The organism is Salirhabdus euzebyi, assembly GCF_014207435.1.
Classification (GTDB): Bacteria; Bacillota; Bacilli; order Bacillales; family Alkalibacillaceae; genus Salirhabdus; species Salirhabdus euzebyi.
The window spans coordinates 1-16,077 of sequence record NZ_JACHGH010000015.1; the positions used below are offsets into that span (position 1 = coordinate 1).

General features: G+C 36.6%; 17 protein-coding genes. 12 read left to right on the plus strand and 5 right to left on the minus strand.

Going from position 1 to position 16,077, the window contains the following annotated elements:
• Nucleotides 1-318: 318 nt before the first annotated feature.
• From HNQ94_RS17435 to HNQ94_RS17455, 5 genes are all read right to left on the minus strand, one after another.
• Nucleotides 319-1,104, minus strand: a complete 786-nt coding sequence (locus HNQ94_RS17435) for a MurR/RpiR family transcriptional regulator (RefSeq protein ID WP_174497604.1) — start codon at nucleotides 1,102-1,104, stop codon at nucleotides 319-321.
• A gap of 81 nt (nucleotides 1,105-1,185) precedes the next feature.
• Nucleotides 1,186-2,319, minus strand: coding sequence for a zinc-dependent alcohol dehydrogenase (locus HNQ94_RS17440; RefSeq protein WP_174497526.1), 1,134 nt, complete (start codon nucleotides 2,317-2,319; stop codon nucleotides 1,186-1,188).
• A 104-nt stretch (nucleotides 2,320-2,423) separates the two neighbouring features.
• Nucleotides 2,424-3,710, minus strand: coding sequence for a hypothetical protein (locus HNQ94_RS17445; RefSeq protein ID WP_174497527.1), 1,287 nt, complete (start codon nucleotides 3,708-3,710; stop codon nucleotides 2,424-2,426).
• Between the two features lies 1 nt (nucleotide 3,711).
• On the minus strand, nucleotides 3,712-4,212 hold the full coding sequence (locus HNQ94_RS17450) for a type II secretion system protein (protein ID WP_174497528.1): 501 nt from the start codon (nucleotides 4,210-4,212) through the stop codon (nucleotides 3,712-3,714).
• A gap of 3 nt (nucleotides 4,213-4,215) precedes the next feature.
• Nucleotides 4,216-4,632 (minus strand): type II secretion system protein, encoded by a 417-nt coding sequence (locus HNQ94_RS17455; protein WP_174497529.1) that lies wholly within the window; start codon nucleotides 4,630-4,632, stop codon nucleotides 4,216-4,218.
• Between the two features lie 528 nt (nucleotides 4,633-5,160).
• Between HNQ94_RS17455 and HNQ94_RS17460 the strand changes: the two genes are divergently transcribed.
• From HNQ94_RS17460 to HNQ94_RS17515, 12 genes are all read left to right on the plus strand, one after another.
• Entirely contained in the window at nucleotides 5,161-6,822 is a 1,662-nt protein-coding gene (locus tag HNQ94_RS17460) for a GspE/PulE family protein (protein WP_174497530.1), read from the plus strand.
• An 18-nt stretch (nucleotides 6,823-6,840) separates the two neighbouring features.
• The gene (locus tag HNQ94_RS17465) at nucleotides 6,841-7,890 is read left to right on the plus strand and encodes a type IV pilus twitching motility protein PilT (protein WP_174497531.1); all 1,050 of its coding nucleotides are present in this window, start codon (nucleotides 6,841-6,843) and stop codon (nucleotides 7,888-7,890) included.
• Nucleotides 7,877-9,085: a type II secretion system F family protein gene (locus tag HNQ94_RS17470; RefSeq protein WP_174497532.1), complete on the plus strand. Its 1,209-nt coding sequence runs from the start codon at nucleotides 7,877-7,879 to the stop codon at nucleotides 9,083-9,085. Before HNQ94_RS17465 ends, HNQ94_RS17470 begins: the two co-directional genes overlap by 14 nt.
• 54 nt (nucleotides 9,086-9,139) lie before the next feature.
• The gene (locus HNQ94_RS17475) at nucleotides 9,140-9,574 is read left to right on the plus strand and encodes a prepilin-type N-terminal cleavage/methylation domain-containing protein (RefSeq protein WP_174497533.1); all 435 of its coding nucleotides are present in this window, start codon (nucleotides 9,140-9,142) and stop codon (nucleotides 9,572-9,574) included.
• A 91-nt stretch (nucleotides 9,575-9,665) separates the two neighbouring features.
• Entirely contained in the window at nucleotides 9,666-10,421 is a 756-nt protein-coding gene (locus HNQ94_RS17480) for a prepilin peptidase (protein ID WP_174497534.1), read from the plus strand.
• A 39-nt stretch (nucleotides 10,422-10,460) separates the two neighbouring features.
• Nucleotides 10,461-11,450: a type IV pilus biogenesis protein PilM gene (pilM, locus tag HNQ94_RS17485; protein WP_174497535.1), complete on the plus strand. Its 990-nt coding sequence runs from the start codon at nucleotides 10,461-10,463 to the stop codon at nucleotides 11,448-11,450.
• Nucleotides 11,450-12,025: a PilN domain-containing protein gene (locus HNQ94_RS17490; RefSeq protein ID WP_174497536.1), complete on the plus strand. Its 576-nt coding sequence runs from the start codon at nucleotides 11,450-11,452 to the stop codon at nucleotides 12,023-12,025. Before pilM ends, HNQ94_RS17490 begins: the two co-directional genes overlap by 1 nt.
• The gene (locus HNQ94_RS17495; protein WP_174497537.1) at nucleotides 12,022-12,654 is read left to right on the plus strand and encodes a hypothetical protein; all 633 of its coding nucleotides are present in this window, start codon (nucleotides 12,022-12,024) and stop codon (nucleotides 12,652-12,654) included. The genes HNQ94_RS17490 and HNQ94_RS17495 overlap by 4 nt, the downstream gene beginning before the upstream one ends.
• A gap of 97 nt (nucleotides 12,655-12,751) precedes the next feature.
• On the plus strand, nucleotides 12,752-13,846 hold the full coding sequence (locus HNQ94_RS17500) for a sensor histidine kinase (protein WP_174497538.1): 1,095 nt from the start codon (nucleotides 12,752-12,754) through the stop codon (nucleotides 13,844-13,846).
• A gap of 1 nt (nucleotide 13,847) precedes the next feature.
• Complete coding sequence (locus HNQ94_RS17505) at nucleotides 13,848-14,486, plus strand: response regulator (RefSeq protein WP_174497539.1); 639 nt, start codon at nucleotides 13,848-13,850, stop codon at nucleotides 14,484-14,486.
• A gap of 93 nt (nucleotides 14,487-14,579) precedes the next feature.
• On the plus strand, nucleotides 14,580-14,972 hold the full coding sequence (locus tag HNQ94_RS17510) for a YbaN family protein (RefSeq protein ID WP_174497540.1): 393 nt from the start codon (nucleotides 14,580-14,582) through the stop codon (nucleotides 14,970-14,972).
• Between the two features lie 161 nt (nucleotides 14,973-15,133).
• A complete protein-coding gene (locus tag HNQ94_RS17515; RefSeq protein ID WP_174497541.1) occupies nucleotides 15,134-16,066 on the plus strand; it encodes an ABC transporter ATP-binding protein in 933 nt (310 codons plus the stop codon).
• Nucleotides 16,067-16,077 lie beyond the last annotated feature (11 nt).

Genomic DNA, 16,077 nt, shown 5'->3' on the forward strand with positions numbered 1-16,077 from the left:
TTCCTCTTTTCATTGTTTTTCGTGGTTGAAAACATTGTTGACAAAAAGGAATAAAATGACTCTTCTTTTTTACACAATTATAAGGACTTAATCGGAGATTAAAAGCAATTGAGGGAAAAAATCAAGAAGTCGCCCAATAAAGAGCGAAAGTGGCTGAATAAAGTGTGAAAGTCGCGTAATGAGGAGCGAAAGTGGCTGAATAAAGTGTAAAAGTCGCGGGATAAAAGTCAAAAGTCGCGGGATAAATGCAAAATCTGGCGGGATAAGCTTCAAATTGGGCAATCAAAAACCGAATGGGTGCACCCCATTCGGTTGGTACTATAGCTCGGACATCCGTATGACATACGCGTCTAGTAGGATGCGGGACATAACTTGAAGCGGTAGCCTCGACCTAATTTCATAATCAGGGAATAAGGAGTGTGACGCTTTATATCCTACAAGAACGATTTCAGATAAATTGGCTAAGGTTGAGTCCATTCTCGTTGTTAACGTGATGGAACTAATCTTTTTAATTTTAAAGTTTTTCCCTGCTTCCACCAGCTCTTCCGTTTCCCCATTTAAGGAAACGAAAATGGCCAATTCTCTTGCCTTCAGTCTTTGTGATTTTATCCTTATGATATTCGGGTCATTGTGCAATTCGCAGTTTTTACCGATTAGCTGAAGCTTCATCGTAATTTCTGTTCCAATCATTTCAGAAAAACCACGAGCGAAGACGTAAATCTTTTCAGCGTCATGAATTTTTTGAATCGCGTCTTCGATGTTTCCGACATTAAGCATTTCAATTGTTCTCATTACTTCATGCTCATTTTTTTTAATAGCATGCTTGATTTTGGTGTCGATATTGTCCATCAAATCATTGTCTTTTTCGGACAATTTTAACTTATCCCGAATGCTATATTTAAAGGAAGTAAAGCCGTCATATCCTATTTTCTTCATTAAACGCACGATTGTTGCGGTAGAGACGCTGGCCTTTTCGCTAAGCTTCACAATCGACATTTCAGGAATATCTTCAATATGGTTATTTATATGCTCTAATAAATAACGTTCAGAGTCACTCAACTTGTTATATGTTTCTACTGAAATGTCAAAAATCATGTGATCCATCATTCATACACCTCTCCGATTAGGGCTAACTATCATGATAGCACGTCCCTAAAGCAGCAACAATGAAAATTGTCGAATCAACTATGGTTTTAAAATAAGCTTTATGCAATCATCTTCATGATCGTTAAAAATTTGGTACCCTCGAGGTGCATCCCCTAATGGCATATGGTGTGTAATAATCGAAGTAGGATCAATTTCTTCCTTAATGATTTGTCTATACAGCTCATCCATATAAGTACGAGCATGTGCTTGGCCCATTTTTAGACTTACATTACGAGAGAAAAATGGCCCTAGCGGGAACATGTTGTATAATCCTCCATAAACACCTGTAAGCTGAACAGTTCCACACTTTTTAACGGCTTTTGTTGCAATTTGAATTGGTCCAAGTGTACCGCCCTGTAGCTTCAACTTTTGTTCAATAAATTCTAATGGAGATTTCTTGCCGTCCATACCAACACAATCAATAACGACATCAGCTCCACCTTTCGTAATTTCTTTCAGCGTTTCTCCCATATCTGGATCTTCTTCAAAATTAAATACTTCTGTTTTATTCACTTTTCGAGCATGCTCAATGCGATATTTCAAATAATCAACTGCAATAACCCGCTCGGCACCTTTTTGCCATGCGAATTGCTGTGCCATTAATCCGATTGGACCACAACCTAATACGATTACTGTGTCCCCAGGCTTCATGCCTGAATTCTCCACACTCCAATAAGCTGTTGGTAAAACATCTGATAGGAAGAGGAGGGAGTCATCCTCTAATTCGCAATCTTGTGGGACAACAAAAGGAGTGAAGTTCCCATAAGGTACACGTAAATATTCAGCTTGCCCACCAGGATAGTTCCCGAATTTTTCAGAATAACCAAAATATCCACCCGAATCATAATGAGGGTTAGAATTATCACATTGACTCACTAAACCGTCAGAACAATAAGGGCAATGGCCGCAAGCGACAGTAAAAGGGATAACCACTCTATCACCTTTCTTTACCTTCGTAACATCGGGTCCAATTTCTTCCACAATCCCCATTGGCTCGTGTCCAATTATGTATCCTTCAGGCATTGGAAAGTTTTCTTGGTACAAATGCAAATCCGAACCACAAATTGCTGTAGAGGTAATCCGGACGATAATATCATCGCTTTTTTCGATTTTTGGATCGTCTTCTTCGGTTACACCAACCGTATATCTACCTTGATAGGTTACAGCCTTCATCGTTATTCCTCCTAAGACATATTTACGGTTAGTATTTGTTTAGAAAATTTATATATGTAAATAAAAAAAGACCAAATTCTTATGAAAGAATTCGGTCATAATGACTAATACTCTACGTGAACAACATCAACAAAGAGGTCATCCGTACCATTCGTAATTTTACAGGTAGGTTCAAAAATCGATGTATCTGAAAAACTATAATGATACACAATGTTATTTTTGTCTTTTCCATTGTTACTGTCACTAGTCTGAGTTGTAGGAGGGATACGTGATTGATCTGTCACAGGCTTACCGGACTTATCGAATATTTTAATAGATCCGCCAACGTAAAAATCACTATTTTTTATTGTCAAGACATCCGTATTAACGGTAGGGTCATAGTTTAAAATAATTAGATCCCTCTTAATGCTAACATCCGATGAAAAGTTATACACACCAGTACTTGCGTCAATGATTAAATCTTGACCTACTACAAAAGGACCATTACCTATTTCGGCACCTTTTTTAAAGTATGTGCTACCACCAGAAAGGTAATCCCGACTATTTCCATTGTGCCAAAAAAGTTTGTCCTCATAAATAGCGTGGTTACCTATCATTAAGTTTGCTTTAAATCCCGGTTGCCCCTGCGTGTCCGTTACTTCTTTATTAAATTTAGCACTTCCACAAATGGTTATATCCGGATGCCCATTTCCACTATAAAAATTACCGTTCATCACACAATCCCCATTAATGGTGACATCCGTTAATTTGACGGTGGAGTTTCCATTAACCCAAGTGTTCCCATTATATTTATTATCGTCACCTGGAGGATTGGGGAAGGCTTCTCCTTCTTGTACAATCCATTCTTCTGTAGGGGAAGTAGGAAATAAATCTTCCCAATTAATATCATCAGAATCAGAACTATCACTCTGCCCACCTAAACCATCCAAAACAAACGTAGCATCCAGTTCTTTTTCTTTTTCATCATCAATCCCTTTAACGGAGAAGACTACTTCCGTTTCTGCATCAGCAGCACTAACGTTTATTTCGAGGTTTTCTAAAATTTGATATTCCCGATTCGGATATTGTGAGTCAACAACAACAAGGTCAGCTTGTGCCCTTATATGCCGGAACATGTCTTCTATATAATCTTTTACAGTTGATTCGGAACTACCTGGTAAAGGACGCTCGTTTGTTTGCACATATTGGTATATGTGAGCTTCGGTGAATTTCACTCCCATTTCAGCTAAATGTGTGGTGCGATAATACGTGTCTGTTTGATTCGTTTGTTTAGCAGTAGAAATCGTACTTCCAAGTAAGGTGAGTCCTAGTAATGAAATAATAACAATGGCAAATAAGGCAAGTACGAGCGCGTACCCACGTTCATTTTTCAAATATTTAATCTTTACCATCTTAATCACCTTCTCTCGCAGTAGTCATTCTTGAAATAGTCGATTGAACTGTAACGTCATCATTACGAGCACTACCGATACTTTGCAATGATAATTCAACTGTAACACTTAACTGATCTTGATTAGTTAAATCAATAAATATTTCTTGAGTAGGGGACAGGACTAGTCCATCTACTTCCAGTTCGTATTGATAGGATTCTCTTTCAACCAATAAGCTCTTTTTCTCGCCATTTGTTGCTACATACTCAATTTCAAATGCATGTTGATCTATATACTGAAGTGTATACTCTAAATTATTTTGATGAATCGTCGTTAATTGAAACATGATTTGATTCGCTTGGTTACGAATATGATTACTGCTTTCAACGGACTCATAATTTTTCATACTGGATATAATGATCCCCATTAATAATGCAGAAACAATAGAAATAAGTACGATTGTTCCTAGTAATTCGGCTAGTGTAATCCCTTTTTGGTTGCGAAAATAGGATAATATTTTCATTACTTATCCCACCTCCAAATATCCGTAGGTTTCTGTGACCGACTTTCCAGAGACTTGTAAAATTTCTATTTTTACTTTTACTAAATCTGTATTTACTTCGTCTGAAAAGACTAATTTCAACTTAAGTTCTGCATTGGAATGAAAAACACCATTTTGTTCTACTAAACTAATGGTTGGCTTCCCTGTATTATTAAACGATGTGTATTCTCCTACGGGCATCGCTTCATTGTTAGATCGTAGCTCTTCTAGAACCTGTCTTGCTAGGTTACTTGCCTTAATAGAATCATCATTTATTTCACTATATTTTGCGCCTTGGCTAAAAAAAGAGAAAAAGGATATTAATAAAATCGTAATAATGACAAAAGCTGCTATTAATTCGACAAGCGTAAGCCCTTTTTCTGATTGTAGTATTTTTTTCATAGGAAACCTCTTTTCAGTAGAGCATTTTTCCGTATAGTAATAGACTCTAAAAGTTTATTTTATCATATTTGTGTTATCAAAATAGAAGAAGGAACTAATTATGCGGTGGAAGGTCTTGGTAGGGGCTGGAGTTTGAAAAACATCTATATTAACTGTAACGTATTTTCTTTCATTATAAAATACAAATAGGGATAAAATCCTACAAAAAGAGGTAAAGATTTCTTAATAATCTTACATTTTATTGCACCAAACACCATTTTATAGTAGTATATTCACAAAATTCGATAGTTTTTTTAATGTTATATAGTACTTAAGTATGACTTTATAATACCGCATTAAACCAAATAAAAAACACCTACAATAACTCTACCTAGTGTCTTCCTTCCCATTTATTCGGTAATTGGATATAACTATCACTTGTTTATACCCTGTCAATGTTTGATAATAGAAGTAGAAATCTATTGGATTTTGTCATAATGGTCTATCAATTTGATGTGTGAAGTCTTAGAAAGTTGGAGGTTTTCGATCATGGCTATTAAGAAAAATATGAGACTAGGAGATCTTCTAGTTGAAAGTGGCTTAATATCTGAAGCAGATCTTGAGCTGACTTTGAAAGAAAAAAGTCCTGATCAAAGACTTGGTGATGCATTAGTCCAAAAAGGCTACGTAACAGAAATGCAGCTTATTGAAGTGTTGGAATTCCAATTAGGAATCCCACGAGTAACGCTGTATAACTATCCTTTTGACACATCATTATTAAAAATAGTTCCGAAAGAGTTTGCCAAAAGAAATCTAGTTATTCCATTAAAAAAGGAATCTAGCAAACTTTTTGTTGCGATGGCCGATCCGATGGACTATATCGTCATCAACGATTTGCGTTTATCGACGGGCTTTAGTATTGAACCTTTAATTGCTACGAAGGATGATATTATTCGTAGCATTAGTAAATATTATGATATTGATGATTTTGGGAAGGAAATTGCTGCAACGACAGAAATGGAAGATGAGCAATTAGATGCTCAAGTGGAAGATAATGATTCTCCTGTCGTGAAGCTCGTTAACCAATTGCTACAGCAAGCCGTTGTGCAGCAGGCTAGTGATATTCACATTGATTGTCAAGAAGCCAAAGTTTTAGTCCGTTTCCGTGTTGATGGAAGTCTTCGTCTCGAAAGAAGTCTACCTAAGCATGTCCAAGGATCCTTAATTACGAGAATTAAAATTATGGCCAATTTGGATATTACGGAACAGCGTGTACCACAAGATGGCCGTATCAAGTTGAATGTAGATTATCGTCAAATCGATTTGCGTATTAGTACCTTGCCTACTATCTATGGTGAAAAGATTGTGATTCGTCTGTTAGATTTAAGTCTTGCGCAAAATGATATAAGTCAAATCGGGTTTGAAGGAGATAATTTAAATAAATTTTTAAGTTTAATTAAACAACCGCATGGTATTGTGTTGCTGACTGGTCCAACAGGATCTGGTAAATCATCCACGATGTACTCTGCCTTAAGTAAGTTAAATAACGAAGATGTAAACATTATTACGATTGAAGATCCCGTAGAGTATCAAGTAGAAGGAATCAACCAAATTCAAGTAAATCCGAACGTAGGGTTAACTTTTGCAACTGGTTTACGCTCCATTCTTCGCCAAGACCCTAATATTATAATGATTGGGGAAATTCGTGATAGGGAAACAGCAGATATGGCTGTTCGTGCTTCTATTACAGGGCATTTAGTTTTCAGTACACTTCATACGAATGATTCTCTCGGTACAGTTGCTCGTCTTAAAGATATGGGAGTGGAGTTATTCTTAATTGCTTCTTCTTTAAATGGAGTTGTGTCCCAGCGTCTCGTTCGTAAAATATGTCGTGATTGTAAAGTGGAAAGAGATGTGACAGTTAGAGAAAGTGAAATTTTTGCTAAATATGGAATCACAACAGATAAAGTATCTTATGGAACTGGCTGTCCCACTTGTAACGAAACAGGTTACCGGGGTCGAACAGCTATTCATGAAGTACTCGTCATAGACGATCAAATAAGACAAGCTTTATTAAATAATGAGACAACCATTACGATAAGAGATATTGCTGTGAAGAACGGATTGAAATTTTTAATAGAAGATGGACTTCAAAAAGTGAAAAAAGGTGTCACGACTACAGAAGAAATTTTACGAGTTGCTTTAGACTAGGAGGGAGGGGGATTGTCAATGAAAGAAAAGCTAGATGAATTACTCTATATTGCATATAAAGAATTTGCATCTGACGTACATTTAACAGTTGGTTTACCTCCTGTTTTACGGATATACGGGCAATTAAAGCAGCTTGAGCAACCCCCTCTTTCGCAGGATGAACTGTTAGACATGGGACTTGCTATTATGTCCGATAACTTAAAGGAAACCTTTCATGCAGAAGGGGAAGTCGATTTCTCGTATGAAATTTCAGACGTTTCTCGTTTCAGAATTAATGTGTACAAGCAGCGAGAAGGTGTTTCCATTGCAATTCGTCTTATCCCAACGAAAATTCCAACCGTTGAAGATTTACAGCTTCCAAGTGTGTTAACAAAAATTGCGTCGAAACCACAAGGGCTTGTTTTAGTGACAGGGCCAACGGGAAGTGGTAAATCAACGACGTTAGCAGCAATGATTGATTATATCAATACCAATCAACGGAGGCACATTATTACGTTAGAAGATCCGATTGAGTATATTCATCACCATAAACAATCAGTAATCGAACAGCGAGAAGTTGGTCGGGATACAAGAAAATTTTCTTCTGGGTTAAGAGCGGCGTTACGTCAAGATCCAGATGTCATTTTCGTAGGAGAATTGCGAGACTTAGAAACTATTTCGACAGCTGTGACAGCAGCCGAAACAGGGCATTTAGTATTCGGTACGTTGCACACGATTAGTGCCCCAGCAACGATAGAACGTATCGTTGACGTCTTCCCGGCAGAACAGCAAGCACAAATTCGCTATCAGCTTGCATCTGTCCTAATAGGCATTATTTCGCAGCGACTTTTCCCACTAAACACAGGTCATGGTCGAGTAGCAGCAACGGAAATTTTGGTGCAAAATAGCGCCGTTAGTAGCTTAATTCGTAACCAAAAAATCCATCAAATTCCGAACGTGATGCAAACGTCAAGGGAAGCAGGTATGCACACTTTGGAAATGAATATAAAGTCGCTACTACAAAGACAGCTCGTTTCCTATGAATCTGTTCAAGGATATCTAGAGGAGAATCACTATGGGACAATTTAATTACGTTGCCCGTGATCGCCAAGGTAAAAAACGAACAGGTGTCATCCAAGCCGACAAAAAAGCAGCGGTAGGGCCGTTATTAAGAGAAAAAGGGTTACGATTACTCGAGGTTCATCAAAAGAGAGAAACGATATGGTCACAAGACATTTATTTAGGTGCACCAGTAAAATTAGCTGATTTTGTTATTTATTTAAGGCAGTTTTCAACCCTGATTAAAGCAGGTGTAACGATAGTAGATTCTACTAAAATATTAATTGACCAAACCGAGAGCAAAGTGTTGAAAAAAACACTCGCCCAAGTAGAAGTCGATTTACGAGAGGGGAACCCCCTTTCTAGTGCTTATGGGAAGCATCCGAAAATATTCTCAAGCCTTTTTACGAATATGGTACATGCTGGTGAAGTTAGTGGGTCATTGGAAGAAACGTTGGAAGAAATGGCCGATTACTTTGAACGCCAGCAAAGAACGAGGCAAAAAGTAAAGTCTGCGATGACCTATCCTATTGTGATTGGGATTCTAGCATTAGTAGTTGTGACTTTTCTATTAATCTCGATTGTACCAACCTTTGTTGGGATGTTTGACCAGTTTGGTGGAGAGCTTCCAGCGATTACGAAGTTCGTCATGGCTGCCAGTGACTGGATGATAGGCCAATGGTGGTTATTATTGCTTATGATTATTGGCGTCGTTGTGGGGCTATATGCGATGCAACAAAAAAGGGATATGAAATTCTATTTAGATTATGCACTGCTCAAAATGCCCATTTTCGGCAAGCTTTTTCGTAAAGCATTACTCGCTCGTATGACAAGAACCCTAAGCTCTTTACTAGGTAATTCCGTTACAATTCTACAAGCAATGACCCTAACGGAAAAAGTAATAGAAAATGAAGTAATTGCCCGTGTATTAAGAAAATCACGGACAACATTAGAACAAGGACGCTCCATGACCGAACCAATGATAAAGCATTGGGCGTTCCCACCACTCGTCACACAAATGATAGCTGTGGGGGAGAAAACAGGTTCATTAGACGAAATGCTAGGAAAAATAGCCGACTTTTACGAGTCAGAAGTAGAAACCGCAACAGACCAATTGAAATCACTAATTGAACCACTACTAATCGTATTTTTAGCAGGAATTATTGGTGTCATCGTTCTATCTATTATGGTTCCAATGTTTGAAATCTTTAATAATGTTAACTAAATCTAGTTAACTTATTATATAAAAACATAAAAATTAAATTGGGAGGAAATAAAGATGTTAAAAAGAGTTTTAAAAAATGAAAAAGGTTTAACATTAATCGAACTTTTAGCAGTTATTGTTATTTTAGGTATTATTGCCGCAATTGCTATTCCGGCTATTGGGAATATTATTCAGAATTCGAAGGAAGATGGGGTTAAGTCTGATGCTATTGCTATATTGGAAGGTGCAAAACTATACCAAATTGAAAACCCTGATCAAACAGGTACAGCTGTTGATGTAGATGATTTAAGTGAGTATGTTGAATTAACTGACACAAAATTAGCAGATGCAACTATTGATTTTTCCGGAGATGTATTAACAATTACTGGTTCAGCAGAGGCTGGGAAAGTAACAATTGAATTTACAGATGCAACAATAAAACAAATTAATGATGATGAAAGTGGAGATGGTATTAATGCTATTCCAAATCCATCTGCAGTTACCCCATAAGAAGGATCTTAATTATATAAAAAGCGTGGTTAAACCATAACCACGCTTTTTATCAAATCAAACTAAAAGAACTAAAGGACGGAAAAACAACGTGGCCTTTATATTATCTTACTTATTCATCATAGGTCTTTTATTAGGCTCATTCTTTAATGTGGTTGGCTTACGTGTTCCGGAGAAGAAGTCGATTGTTGCTCCCCGGTCAGCGTGTCCTAATTGTCATACTACCTTATCATGGACGGAATTAATTCCTGTCTTTTCTTATTTATGGCAAAGAGGTCAGTGTAAGCATTGTGATCAAAAAATATCACCGTTGTATCCTTTTATGGAGTTATTAGCAGGTGTTTTATTTGCTTTTTCGTTTTATGTCATTGGATATGATATGGAGATGATTGTAGCATTATCCCTAGTATCTCTACTTCTCATTATCACCGTAAGTGATCTTACATTTATGATTATCCCCAATAAAGTATTGCTTGTGTTTTTTGTTTTATTCATTGTGTTAAGGGCTGCTATTCCGTTAGATCCTTGGTATGATCCTGCATTAGGGTTTATTGCTGGATTTGGTCTATTACTTCTTATTGCGATTGTTAGTCGTGGAGGAATGGGCGGTGGAGATATTAAGCTAGTTGCTGTTCTTGGCATTGCGTTAGGCTTACAAAATGTTTTATTAACCTTCTTTTTTGCAGCAATGTTAGGATCAATTGCAGGGCTTATTGGAATTTTGCTTGGAAAGGTTAAACGGAAAAATCCAATCCCGTTCGGTCCATTTATCGCGATGGGAGCGTTAATAGCTTACTTTTATGGAAGTAAAATAGTTGCTTGGTATATAAATTCTTTTCTTTACTAGTTTCGATATAACAATAATGACTAGAATTAGGTGAAAAAGATGGCGTTATTCGGAAGTAATAAGTATGTAAATATAGAAATTAAAGATTATGTTATTCGGTACGCAGAAATAAAGCAAAAAAAGCCTGCAATCGTGACAAATTTTGATGAGCATTTTTTCCCATCCGGTGTAATGGAAAATGGTCAAATTGTTAATGATGAGGTTTTTTTGCGGACATTAAAGCACTGTGTAAAGAAATGGAAGCTGAAAGGAAAGCAGGTTCGTTTTATTGTTCCGGATTCATCTGTCATTATCCGGACTGTAGATATACCTGCTGACATTACAGAAGAGGAATTAAATGGGCACATTTACTTTGAATTAGGTCATAGTATTCATCTACCTTTTGATAATCCAGTTGTCGATTCGGTTTCTTTAGGAAAAAAAGGGGATAAGCAGGAAGTACTTGTCGTAGCTTCCTCTGATGAAGTGGTTAACACATATTATGACTATTTGAAAGACGAGAATACAACACCTGTTGTAGCGGATGTATCGTCTTTATGTCAATATCGCCTTTACGATCATTATGGGCTGACAAGTGACCAAGACGTATATTTACTGGCACAGTTTAACGTGAAATCCGTAACGTTAAGTATTTTCGAAAATCATAAACCCGTGTTTATGCAACAGGTTTCTATTCCTTATCCGGAAGATACGTGGAAAATTGTTCCCCTTACAGAGGGTGGAATATTGACTAAGGAACAAATTGATTATGATAAAGTCCAGATTGCCTTTGATGAAATATACACAGAAATGGAAAGAGTGCTCCGTTTCTATCAATATTCATTGAGTAAAGGTGAAAAGCAGATTACGAAGTTTTTCATCGCAGGGGATCATCCTTATTTAACAGAGTTACGGGAAGGGGTTACGACCCGTATAAAGGAAATTCCGCTTGCTGTTTTACCACCAGAAAAAATCCAAACAACAAAAGATATGAAAATTGGTTACCAGTTTTATAATGTGATAGGTCTGGCGATGAAAGAGGGGTTTTGATGTTAGTAGATATAAACTTATTACAAAATAAAGAAAGAAAAAATAAAGCCTTCCTTTTGTTGTTAGGTTTTCTCATTGTACTAGTTGGAGCAACAGTATTCGGGACCTTTTATGTCACTTCGCAAATAAAAGAGGATATTACCCAAACAGAGTCACAAATAGAAAAAGTACAAGCAGAAAGATTGGAGCTACAAGAATTACTACAAACTGCAGGGATAAGTGATTTCCAGAAGCTTGAAAAGACAGTTTCAGAACTGAAAAAATATCCAATTAATAGTGACGGATTAATTAGGAGTACGTCCAAACTTCTTCCGGAAAATGGGTATTTTCAATCCTTTCAATATAGTGGTGATCAGTTAGTTTTGGAAGTGTTTGTTCAAGACGATATGGATGCAGCATATTACTTAAACCATCTCGCACAGCAGCAATGGATAAACGCTGTTAAACTACTAACGGTTTCCACTAATAATCAACAGCAGCAACAAGAAGAACAAGCTTCTCCTTATATAGCCCAATATGACATTATGATTAATAAAGAGTTGTTAAGAGGGGATAAGGAGGTTGAGGTACAATGAAAAAATGGAATAGTGGTCAGAAGATTATTTTATTTGCCTTAACGTTTATCGTTCTTCTAGGAATAGGAGGGGCTTACTTTTTTTCCGTTAAGCCTTTAATGGAAAATCAAGAACAAGCGGAAAGTTCCTTAAGTAACGAACAGCTTCTCTATGAAAAAATTAGTGAGCAATACAAGGAGCAGCAACAAGTGGACCGTTCTCGAGACTCTTTAGTCCTACAAAAGCAACTTCCATTAGATCCATTTTATGAGCAGTTATTTTGGGAAGTAAACGAAGCGCAGGCTATTTCTAATAGTGTGGTAACTTCATACAATATTTCAGAGCCGATACAGTTTACCCTTTCTACAATGGATGGTGCAGAAGGAGAAGAATTAATGCAAGTAACTTTTTCTTTACAAGTTACTTCTCCCGCATACCCAAATATGATAGATTTTGTTGACCGCTTAGAAAATAGTGAACGAATAGTTTCCATTGAACAGGTTTCTTTTACGCAACCAGACTCGGAGGAGAGTTTGCAATATGACTTAACGTTCTCAGCCTTTTATAAAGAAGGGTTAAATACTTTACGTGGTAGCAATCCAACGATAGCAATACCGGCACCAGCAAATAAAGATAATCCATTGCAATAGATTTTCATAGGGTTTGATGACATGTGTTCAGTTTTAGCATTGTCATTAAGCCCTACTTTCCATTAAGGATACATTGTAAAGAAAGTAGGGAGAACGGTTGAGTAAGTTTTGGATTTCTTTTATTCCTCTCGTTATATTGCTTGCTTTAGCAGTATCAAGTAGCTATGATCAATCTAGCTTTCCTGTCCTACTAATCATAACTAGCTTGATTATGATAGCCTATTTTTTGTTACCAATTATCAAATTCAGATTACTACTATATATTGTCATGATTTTCCTCGTTATCTTGATGGAAATCGTAAATGTCCACTCTATCGGTCTCTATCTACTATTTATTATTTTGTACGTTAATATCGATAGCATCAATTGGATTTCAACGATGGAATTTCGCTTGTTAACGATTCTGAATGTGTTTGTTTTTCATTTTTGGTTATACATACATGAACAATATACTATTGGGTGGACTATATTTTCCTTACTGCTTTTCTATTTACTCATTAGCTTAAATGAGCTTGCTCAAAGTCTGAAAGAACTGCAACATACATATGAGTCGATACTTGGGGAATACCGAAAAATGAAGCGCCAAATAGTTGAATCGGAACGAGCGGCTAGGCTTGAGGAGCGAACGAAAATAGCGAGGGATATCCATGACTCGGTAGGCCATAAGATGACAGCGCTATTAATGAAGCTAAACATGTTAAGCATACAGGAGAAAAAAGTGGAATATGAACAGTTAAAGGAGCTTGCAACAGCTAGCTTAGAAGAAACGAGGCACGCTGTTAAAGCACTACAAAATGAGGAAATAGAAGGGATATCTTCTGTATTACAATTAATCCGTAAGCTTGAAGCGGAGAGTCACATCCATTTAGACTTTACGTTAAAAAAAGGTGTACTATCCACGCCGTTAAATAATACGCAAAGCATCGTCTTATACCGAGTTTTGCAGGAATCCTTAACGAATGCAATGCGCCATGCTTATTCCCGTGAAGTAAAAGTAGTATTAGCGTTAAATGCAGTAGGGGATTTAGAATTTAAAATAGAAAATAAAGTACATCAGGATACGAAAACAGAATGGGGATTTGGCTTAACAAACATGAAAAAAAGACTAGAAGAAATAAATGGGACGTTACAAATTTATCAAAGAGAGAATACCTTCGTCGTAACGGGCATTATTCCATTGGGGGAAGAGTGAGATGGGTTATAAAGTTTTGCTTGTAGAAGATCAAACAATTGTACGTAATGGATTAAAAATGATGATTGAACAAGATGAACAATTTTCAGTTATAGCAGAGGCTGAAAATGGGGAGCAAGCGATAGTTGAAATGGAGCGCCATATAGTGGATATTGTCATTATGGATATCCGCATGCCTATTATGAATGGGATTGAGGCAACAAGAATAATCAAAAAGAAATGGGAAAAGGTACATGTGCTCATTTTAACTACCTTTAATGACGACGAGTACGCGGTACAGGCCTTGCGTGAAGGGGCTGATGGATTTTTATTAAAGTCAGCAGACGCAGATAAATTAATTAAAGCAATACATAGTTGTTTACAAGGGGGCATGGCCATTCACGAAGAAGTTGCAGCTAAAATGGTTCCCCGTTTATTAAAAAAATCATCGACAGAACACAAACAACCATTTACGCTGTCTGAAAGAGAATTAGCCATTACAAAATTAGTGGGTGAAGGAAAAACAAATAAAGAAATTGCTGAACAACTTTATTTAACCGTCGGAACAATTAAAAATCATATTTCTCAAATATTACATAAGCTTGAACTAAGGGATCGTACCCAGCTTGCTATTTTTGCTGTAAAAAATGACTTAGCATAAGAAGTCATAAATTTGTGCGAGCATTTTTTTCGGAAATGGATATGACTTGATATAATGAGATGTAGTTAGTTTAATCGAGTTGGGTGAAGCGAATTGCATAACATTAAAAAAATATTACTCATCATAAGTGGGACCATTTCGTTAGTACTAGGAGTGATTGGTATTGTTTTACCTCTCATCCCGACAACCCCTTTACTTTTACTAGCTGCAGCCTGTTATGTTCGTAGCTCAGACAAGCTTTATCAATGGCTAATAAATAATAAGTGGTTTGGTCCATATATAGTGAATTATCGAGCAGGAAAAGGAATACCTCTAAAGGCAAAAGTCATCGGAGTAACGGTACTATGGACTTCGATCAGCTACACAACGCTGTTTGTCATACCTATTTTCCTCGTGAAAATATTGCTTGTACTCATTGCAAGTTATTTTACGTGGTTCATGTTAAAAATAAAAACGTTACCGAAAGAAAGGAGAGAATCGAATTGATTTTCTCTTTTTTTATTTTTCTTAAATTAATATATATGCAAAAATGCATCCTCAATCAAAAAATGACTCCAGTCATATGAAATAATGACAATTAGTGACGGAGGATAGATGGCATGTAAATGAAATAGGATTATGCTTATAACAGATGAGGAGGAATGAACGTGTTAGAAGTGACGGATTTAAAAAAACAATATAAACAAACGAAGGCTGTTGACGGTGTTAATCTATTTATAGAGCAAGGGGAAATAGTAGGATTACTAGGACCTAATGGTGCGGGAAAATCAACGACAATATCGATGATGTCGTCCTTAATCCCACCATCTGAGGGTGACGTACGATTTTTAAATGAAAGCGTCATTAAGCAACCGCAAAAATTAAGGGAGAAATTAGGGGTTGTTCCGCAAGAGATTGCTTTGTATTTGAATTTAACGGCTAGAGAGAATCTACAGTTTTTCGGGAAAATTTATAAAATGGATAAGAAGCAATTAGGGGCTAAAATAGATCAAGTACTAGAAATTATCGGATTAGTCGACAAGCAAAATGATTTAGTTAAAACTTTTTCAGGTGGGATGAAAAGAAGATTAAATATAGGAGTAGCATTACTTCATGACCCAAGTTTAGTGTTTATGGATGAACCTACAGTAGGGATTGATCCCCAATCCCGAAATTATATTTTAGATACGGTAAAACGTTTAAACAGAGAAAAAAACATGACTATTTTATATACGAGTCATTACATGGAAGAAGTAGAGTACTTATGTGACCGTATTTATATTATGGATCAAGGTCATATTATTGCATCGGGTTCAAAGGATGACATTAAAAATATATTATCTGCTGAACAAACATTTCAAATAGAAACAGCAGTCGTAAAAGAAGAATTCACGAATCTATTAAAGGAACATCCTTCTGTGCGACAGTTAACCGTTCAAGAAAAAACGGTAACTCTATTAGTCCCAAAAGAAGTAGTTTTTTTCCAAACAATTATCGAACTTGCTGAACAAACCAATACGGAATTAAAATCTGTTCAAGTACAAAAACCTTCTCTTGAGGATGTATTTCTTCATTTGACTGGTCGAGCACTACGGGATTAAGGAGGGACTTC

Excerpts from the sequence above, each read along its gene's own strand:
- HNQ94_RS17435 (WP_174497604.1), bottom strand. The coding sequence starts at position 1,104 with ATGGATCACATGATTTTTGACATTTCAGTAGAAACATATAACAAGTTG.
- HNQ94_RS17440 (WP_174497526.1), bottom strand. The coding sequence starts at position 2,319 with ATGAAGGCTGTAACCTATCAAGGTAGATATACGGTTGGTGTAACCGAA.
- HNQ94_RS17445 (WP_174497527.1), bottom strand. The coding sequence starts at position 3,710 with ATGGTAAAGATTAAATATTTGAAAAATGAACGTGGGTACGCGCTCGTA.
- HNQ94_RS17450 (WP_174497528.1), bottom strand. The coding sequence starts at position 4,212 with ATGAAAATATTATCCTATTTTCGCAACCAAAAAGGGATTACACTAGCC.
- HNQ94_RS17455 (WP_174497529.1), bottom strand. The coding sequence starts at position 4,632 with ATGAAAAAAATACTACAATCAGAAAAAGGGCTTACGCTTGTCGAATTA.
- HNQ94_RS17460 (WP_174497530.1), top strand. The coding sequence starts at position 5,161 with ATGGCTATTAAGAAAAATATGAGACTAGGAGATCTTCTAGTTGAAAGT.
- HNQ94_RS17465 (WP_174497531.1), top strand. The coding sequence starts at position 6,841 with ATGAAAGAAAAGCTAGATGAATTACTCTATATTGCATATAAAGAATTT.
- HNQ94_RS17470 (WP_174497532.1), top strand. The coding sequence starts at position 7,877 with ATGGGACAATTTAATTACGTTGCCCGTGATCGCCAAGGTAAAAAACGA.
- HNQ94_RS17475 (WP_174497533.1), top strand. The coding sequence starts at position 9,140 with ATGTTAAAAAGAGTTTTAAAAAATGAAAAAGGTTTAACATTAATCGAA.
- pilM (WP_174497535.1), top strand. The coding sequence starts at position 10,461 with ATGGCGTTATTCGGAAGTAATAAGTATGTAAATATAGAAATTAAAGAT.
- HNQ94_RS17490 (WP_174497536.1), top strand. The coding sequence starts at position 11,450 with ATGTTAGTAGATATAAACTTATTACAAAATAAAGAAAGAAAAAATAAA.
- HNQ94_RS17495 (WP_174497537.1), top strand. The coding sequence starts at position 12,022 with ATGAAAAAATGGAATAGTGGTCAGAAGATTATTTTATTTGCCTTAACG.
- HNQ94_RS17505 (WP_174497539.1), top strand. The coding sequence starts at position 13,848 with ATGGGTTATAAAGTTTTGCTTGTAGAAGATCAAACAATTGTACGTAAT.